At 67.6% G+C, this 7,007-nt stretch carries 5 protein-coding genes; 4 read left to right on the plus strand and 1 reads right to left on the minus strand.

Features of this window, described 5'->3' with window-relative positions; all coding sequences use genetic code 11:
• Positions 1–135 precede the first annotated feature (135 nt).
• Both ACREBX_RS20035 and ACREBX_RS20040 read left to right on the plus strand, forming a co-directional pair.
• Positions 136–1,725 (plus strand): ABC-F family ATP-binding cassette domain-containing protein, encoded by a 1,590-nt coding sequence (locus ACREBX_RS20035; RefSeq protein WP_431563491.1) that lies wholly within the window; start codon positions 136–138, stop codon positions 1,723–1,725.
• Between the two features lie 105 nt (positions 1,726–1,830).
• Complete coding sequence (locus tag ACREBX_RS20040) at positions 1,831–2,544, plus strand: helix-turn-helix domain-containing protein (RefSeq protein WP_431563492.1); 714 nt, start codon at positions 1,831–1,833, stop codon at positions 2,542–2,544.
• Positions 2,545–2,557: 13 nt separating this feature from the next.
• Here ACREBX_RS20040 and ACREBX_RS20045 read toward each other — a convergent pair whose 3' ends face one another.
• Positions 2,558–3,208, minus strand: coding sequence for a glutathione S-transferase family protein (locus tag ACREBX_RS20045; protein WP_431563493.1), 651 nt, complete (start codon positions 3,206–3,208; stop codon positions 2,558–2,560).
• Positions 3,209–3,376: 168 nt separating this feature from the next.
• Between ACREBX_RS20045 and ACREBX_RS20050 the strand changes: the two genes are divergently transcribed.
• Positions 3,377–4,996, plus strand: coding sequence for a CHASE domain-containing protein (locus ACREBX_RS20050; RefSeq protein ID WP_431563494.1), 1,620 nt, complete (start codon positions 3,377–3,379; stop codon positions 4,994–4,996).
• The coding region (locus ACREBX_RS20055) for a hydantoinase/oxoprolinase family protein (protein WP_431563495.1) at positions 4,980–7,007 on the plus strand (2,028 nt) is incomplete at its 3' end. The genes ACREBX_RS20050 and ACREBX_RS20055, both read left to right, overlap by 17 nt.

Raw genomic sequence — 7,007 nt, forward strand, 5'->3', positions numbered from 1 at the left:
AGACCGAGCCCCCGGCCCACCAAGGTTGCATGCCGGAATCGCAACCCCTACATCGCCCGCTCAATCAACCGGAGATTTTCACCATGGACCGCAACCTGACCGCAACGCAGCCCCGCCTTGCCGCCCGGAAAGTTCATGTTCATGCCTTCGATTACGATCTCCAATCTCAGCTGGTCCACGCCTGACGGCCGCGCCGTCCTTTCGGACCTCAACCTCAATTTCCAGCCTGAACGCGCCGGCATCGTCGGACGCAACGGCGTCGGCAAATCGACGCTGCTGCGCCTGCTGACCGGCGAACTCACGCCGGCGTCGGGCAGCATCGCGATCGACGGCAGCATTGCGATGCTCCGCCAGACCGTGCAGGTCGCGGCACACGAGACGATCGCCGATCTGTTCGGCGTGCGCGACGGCCTCGCCCTGCTGCGCAAGGCCGAAGCGGGCGAAGCGAGCGTCGAGGAGATCGGCGACGCCGACTGGACGCTCGAAATGCGGATCGATGAGGCGCTCGCGGGCGTCGGGCTGCCGCTTCCCGCGGACACCCCGCTCGCGCAGCTATCGGGGGGCGAGCGCACGCGCGCCGCACTCGCCGGGGCAATGTTCGCCGCACCCGATTTCCTTCTCCTCGACGAGCCCACCAACAATCTCGACCGCGAAGGGCGCGAAGCCGTCCGCGCCTTGCTCCGCCATTGGCGCGGCGGCGCGATCGTCGTCAGCCACGACCGCGAATTGCTCGAAGAAATGGACGCGATCATCGAGCTGACCAGCCTTGGCGGCGCGCGTTATGGCGGCGGCTGGAGCGCCTATCGCGCGCGCAAGGACGTCGAGCAGGCAGCCATCGAGGCCGAACTTGCGGGCGCCGAAAAGCGCGCCGACGCGGCGCAGCGGCAGGCGCAGGCGGCGACCGAAAAGCAGGACCGCCGCGATTCGCGCGGACGCGCCAAGGGCGCACGCGGCGACATGCCGAAAATCCTTATCGGCGGGCTCAAGCGCCGGGCCGAAGAAACCCGCGCCGCCGGAAGCCGCCTTGCCGAACGCCAGCGCGGTGAGGCCGAAGAGCAGCTATCCGCCGCGCGCGCCAAGGTCGAGATCGTCGATCCTCTGTGGGTCGACCTGCCTTCGACCGGTCTTCCCGCGTCGCGGACCGTGCTCGCCCTCGACCATGTTACGGCGGGCTATGCGGGGGAGCGGCCGGTCATCGAAAACCTCTCGCTCACCATCACCGGCCCCGACCGCGTCGCAATCACCGGCCCCAATGGTTCGGGCAAGTCTACGCTCCTCGCCCTCGTCGTCGGCGCGCTCGCACCCTGGTCGGGGCAGGTGCGGGTCGGTGTCCCCTTTGCGCTCTTCGACCAGCGCGTCAGCCTGCTCGATCCCGCGCTCTCGATCGCCAACAATTTCCTCCGCCTCAATCCGGGGACGACGAACAACCAGTGCCGCGCCGCGCTCGCACGATTCCGCTTCCGCGCCGGCGCCGCCGACCGTGTCGTCGGAACCTTGAGCGGCGGCCAGATGCTCCGCGCCGGCCTCGCCTGCGTCCTCGGCGCGCCGCAGCCGCCGCAACTGCTGATCCTCGACGAGCCCGGCAACCATCTCGACATCGAGTCGCTGACCGCCGTCGAAACCGGCCTCGCCGCCTATGACGGCGCGCTGCTCGTCGTCAGTCACGACACGGTGTTTCTGGGCGCGATCGGGATCACGCGGACGGTCGAATTGACCATATCCTGAGCAGCGAAGGCCAAGCGGCCAACCTCCGTGCATTTTTGTGCCGGCGCGCCATCTTTCGGCGCGCTCGCTAACCTTCTTTTAACCAGCGGACTCCAACAACCGCATATGCCTATTTTCGGACATTTTCTTCCATCGGCGCCTGGCGCCGAAAAACGGTTCGACACGCGCCGAAAACTCAGCCTTCTCGCGTCAGGCTTGCGGCATGACGGCACCGGCCTCGAAGTCCAGATCCACAATATCTCCGGAACGGGCCTGCTGCTCGAAAGCGACATCAAACTGGCGGCCGGCGACCGGATCGAAATCGAGCTTCCGCACGCCGGCGACATAACCGCGGTCGTCATCTGGGCGAGCGGACGGCTTTTCGGATGCCAGTTCGAAGGTCCGGTATCGCCGGCAACGCTAAGCGCCGTAGAACTCAAGAGCGCCGTCGCCCAGGCGCCCGAACTGACGAACGCGATCGACCCGGCGCCCAGCGTCGACGCAGATGCGGCACTGGTGATCGACGAAGCCTTCGGTGTCCGCCTGCAGCGGCTCCGCACCGAGGCCGGGCTCAATCAGGCCGAGGTCGCCGAACGCATGGGCGTCAGCGCGCCGTCGGTCTCGAGCTGGGAAAATGGCCGGGCTCGCCCCAAGGATGACCGCATGGCGAAGCTCGCCGCCATTCTCGGCGTCCCGACTTCAAGCCTGCTCGACGACGAGGCGCCCGGGGAACCCGAGGCAACCGGGACGTTGGTGGATCTGATCGACCGCAGCCGCGAACAGATCGCGCTCGCCGCCGGTATCAGTGCCGACAGGGTCCGGATCATCGTCGAATTCTAGCGGGAAAAAAAATCTAGGCTGCCAGCACTCGCGCCATCAGCCTTTCTTCCTTCGCAATCCATGTCGCCATGCTCGGCCGCGACAGGATCGCCTCGCTCCACGCCGCGATCTTCGGATGCGTCGCCGAATCGATGCACGCCCCGCAGTGGCGGAAGTTCATCAGCGGCGATGCCACCGCGAGGTCGGCCAACGTCAGCCGCTCGCCGACGAGAAATCCCGACGCCGGGATCGCGCTTTCGAGGTATGCGAGCAGCTTGGGCAACTCCTCGTCCTCCGCCTGCGCCGCCGCGGCCAGATCGCCTTCGCGCCCAAGGAATTTCGGCGCGACGATGCGGTTGAAGAACATCTTGCCGCTGCATGCGGCGAACACCGTATCGCCGAACTCCTCCCACCAGATCACCCGGCCGCGCTGCTGCGGATCGGCGGGGATCAGCGCGGGTTCGGGATATTTCGCCTCGACATATTGGATGATCGCGCTCGAATCGGCGAGCAGGAAGCCGTCATCGTCCATCGCGGGCATCTTGCCGAGCGGCGAGGCGGCGCGGAACCCCGGATCCGGATCGCCGATCCCGACGCCCTTCAGTTCGAAATCGATCCTCTTTTCGCCGAGATATGCCAGCAATTTGCGCACGAACGGCGACACCACCGACCCATAAATGATCATCCCGCTTCTCCCATTCTTATGCTGCATCATAGGCAACAGGTTTTCGCTTGCAACCGGCCAGCGATATGGTCGAACCGGCATGAAATTAACTTGCTATCAGTCCTTTCGCGTGAAACATCGGTGGCGGAGGGGGGCGCTGCTGCGGCAGCCATCAGGCAGGACAAGATAATGCGCCCTTCAACCTGGGCAGATCGGCTGCTTGCGCTGCTGGTCCGGTTTGTCGGGCTGGTCATCCTGCTCGCGACCATCGTCGCCGCCAGTGCCAGCTTCCTCTACAATCAGGCCGAAGAAGCCGATCAAGCCGAACGCGTCGCGGCGCAGTTCAACATGCGGCTACGCGACCATGTCGCGATCCTCGAAGGCGTGCGCGCGCTCTATCAGTCCGACGCCGCCGCGAGCGGCCCTGGCATCCGCGCCTATCTCGGCGCGCTCCAGCCGCAGGTCCATGCCCCGGGGATGGAGGGCATCGGCATCGCCGCTGCGATGCGCGCGGGCACGCCGGCGGCGATCGAAACGCGGCTGCACGAAAATTACGGCGAGAATATCAAGGTGTGGCCGGCGACCGACCAGCCCGTCGGCTTTCCCATCATCCTCGTCGAGCCCTATACGCCGCGCCGCCATGTCGCGCTCGGCTTCGACATGTACAGCGAGCCGGTACGGCGTGCGGCGATGCGCCGCGCTTGGCAGACCGGCCGCCCGGCGGCGAGCGGCATCGTGCAGCTCGCGCAGGAGCGGATGGCGAAGGTCAAGCAGCAGGGCTTTCTTATCTATCTCCCCGTCTATACCCGTGGGTCGCAGCCGGGGGTGATGGACGATGCGGCGAAAACGCCCGGCACCCGGCCGGTCGAGGCGTTCGTCTACGCCCCCTTCCGCATCAACGACATGATGAAGGCGGTGCTCGGGTCGCAGCTCGACAAGATCGACGGGCTCGAAATCCGCGCCGGCGCCGGCCCCTCCGCCGCCGTCATTTTCCGCCACGGCAAGATGGGCTGGGACGCGCAGGAGCAGGTGCTGCGCATCGCCGATCGGCAATGGACGATGCGAATCTCCTACGGCCGCTTCCTCGAGCGGCTGGGCCGCCCGCTCGGTATCTTCATCTTCGGGGTCGCGCTTGCGCTGCTCGCGACCCAGCTCCACCGCGTCCAGCGCCGCCGCATCAACGCGTTTCAGGCACTCGCCGCGCAAAAGGCGCGCCACGCCGAAGACCGCGAATTGATGATCGGCGAGATGGCGCACCGCATGAAAAACGCCTTCGCGCGCATCGGCGCACTCGCGCGGATCACGCTCCGCGAATCGACCAGCCTCGACGAGTTCGAGGCCAAGTTCGACGGGCGCATGCGGGCATTGTCCGACGCCAAGCAGATGCTCGTCACCGGCGCGGTCGACAGCGTCGATCTGGGACGGATCGTCCACCGCGAGCTTGAGCTCGCGGGCGTTTCGGCGGAACAGCTCGCGGGCATCACCGGCCCCGAGGTCCGCCTCGATGACGAGGGCGCGCAGGCGCTGTCGCTCGCGGTCCACGAATTCGTCACCAACAGCATCAAATATGGCGCGCTCGCGGGCGAGGGTAACCTCGCCGTCGGCTGGCACCACGACGGTGGCGACATCCAGCTCGACTGGGTCGAAAGCGACCTTGCCGAAACGCCGCACATCGACACCGAAAGCTTCGGCACGCAGTTCATCCGCACGCTGATCGAGCGGCAGCTCAAGGGCAGCTGGCAGCGCACCGCAGTTGACAACCGCCTCGCCATCGTCATTCGCTGGCCCGACAATGGCACCCCCGACTGACCACCGCTGGCACATCTGGATCGACCGTGGTGGCACCTTCACCGATGTCGTCGCGCGCAGCCCCGATGGCGCCGTCGTCACCACCAAATATCTCAGCGAGGACCCCGCGCGCCCCGGCGACGCCGCGGTCAATGCGATCCGCGACCTGACCCGCGCGGGCACAGGCGCGCTCCCGCCGCTGGCGATCCGCATGGGCAGCACGGTCGCGACCAACGCGCTCCTCGAACGCAAGGGCGAACCGACCCTGCTCGCGATCACCCGCGGCTTCGGCGACGCCCTCACCATCGGCTATCAGGACCGACCCGACCTCTTCGCGCGCCGCCTCGACCGCATCGCGCCGCCGCACGCCGCGGTCGCCGAGATTGCCGAACGCGTCGGCCCCGACGGCGATGTCCTGCAACCGCTCGACGAAGATGCCGCCCGCACGTCGTTGCAAGCCGCACGCAGCAGCGGCCTCACCAGCATCGCGATCGTGCTGATGCACGGTTACCGCTATCCCGCGCACGAGCAGCGCCTCGCCGAAATCGCCCACGAAACCGGCTTCACCCAAATCTCGACCAGCCACGATGTCAGCGCGCTGATCAAGCTGATCGGCCGCGGCGACACCACCCTCGCCGACGCCTATCTCTCGCCCGTCCTGCGTCACTATGTCGACCAGTTCTGCGCCCAGCTTGGGGAGGGCGTGGACCCGCAGTTCATGAAAAGCTCGGGCGGCCTCGCATCCGCAACTGCCTTCCACGGCCGCGACGCGATCCTTTCGGGCCCCGCGGGCGGCATCGTCGGCATGGTCGGCAGCGCCGCGCCGCTCGGCAAGGAGCGGCTGATCGGCTTCGACATGGGCGGCACCTCGACCGACGTCAGCCACTACGCCGGCCGCCTCGAGCGCGACAATGAAACCATCGTCGCGGGCACCCGCATCCGCGCCCCGATGCTCCGCATCCACACCGTGGCAGCCGGCGGCGGCTCGATCTGCCGCTGGGACGGCGCGCGCCTCCTCGTCGGTCCCGAGAGCGCGGGCGCCAACCCCGGCCCCGCCGCCTATGGCCGTGGCGGGCCGCTCACGGTGACCGACTGCAATGTCCTGCTCGGCAAGATCCAGCCGGATCACTTTCCCAAGCTCTTCGGACCGAACGGCGACCAGCCGCTCGGCCGCGCTGTCGTCGAACAAAAATTCGCCGCCATGGCCGCCGAGGTCGGGGGCATCACCCCCGAAGCCCTCGCCGAGGGCCTGCTAGCGATTGCGGTCCAGCAGATGGCGAACGCGATCAAACGCATCACTATCGCGCGCGGCCACGACGTCACGCAGGGTTACAGCCTTGTCGGCTTCGGCGGCGCCGCGGGCCAGCATGTTTGCCTCGTCGCCGACGCGCTCGGTGTCGACGAAATTCTGCTCCACCCGCTCGCTGGCGTGCTGTCGGCCTATGGTATGGGCCTCGCACGTCCGTCGGCGATCCGCGAACGCACGCTCGGCCTCACGCTCGACGAACATTGCCCGCTCGCGCTCGCCGCGGTCGAGGCCGAACTGTCAGGACAGGCGCGCGCCGACCTCGCCCCCGCCGCCGAGACGACCCGCGAAACGCTGCTCTTCGTCCGCCTCGCCGACAGCGACAACGCAATCGAACTCCCGCTCGCGCCGCCCGCCGACGTCGCATCGGCTTTCGCCGCCGCCTTCCGCCAGCGCTTCGGCTACGCCCCGCACGCCAACCTCGTCGTCGACCGCATCCGCGTCGAGCTGACCGAAGGGGGCGATGCACCTGCTACGATCCCGTCGCCCGCGCCGTCTGCCAAGGCGGCTCCCGAAACGGTCGCCGCATGGCTCGTTGGCGCAGAGCATCAAGTCCCGCTCCACCAGCGCAGCGCCCTCGCATCCGGCCGCGCAATCGTCGGCCCAGCGATCATCATCGACGCGCTCTCAACGACGGTGGTCGAGCCGGGATGGAGCGCGACGGTCGAGCATGAGGGGACGTTGCGCCTCTCCAAAAGCCCCTCCCCTTCAGGGGAGGGGTTGGGG

Origin of the sequence: Sphingopyxis sp. (assembly GCF_050725655.1) — a bacterium.
Taxonomy (GTDB): domain Bacteria; phylum Pseudomonadota; class Alphaproteobacteria; order Sphingomonadales; family Sphingomonadaceae; genus Sphingopyxis.

Bases quoted from the DNA above. Each gene is read 5' to 3' on its own strand.
- ACREBX_RS20035 (WP_431563491.1), top strand. From the start codon at position 136: ATGTTCATGCCTTCGATTACGATCTCCAATCTCAGCTGGTCCACGCCT.
- ACREBX_RS20040 (WP_431563492.1), top strand. From the start codon at position 1,831: ATGCCTATTTTCGGACATTTTCTTCCATCGGCGCCTGGCGCCGAAAAA.
- ACREBX_RS20045 (WP_431563493.1), bottom strand. From the start codon at position 3,208: ATGATCATTTATGGGTCGGTGGTGTCGCCGTTCGTGCGCAAATTGCTG.
- ACREBX_RS20050 (WP_431563494.1), top strand. From the start codon at position 3,377: ATGCGCCCTTCAACCTGGGCAGATCGGCTGCTTGCGCTGCTGGTCCGG.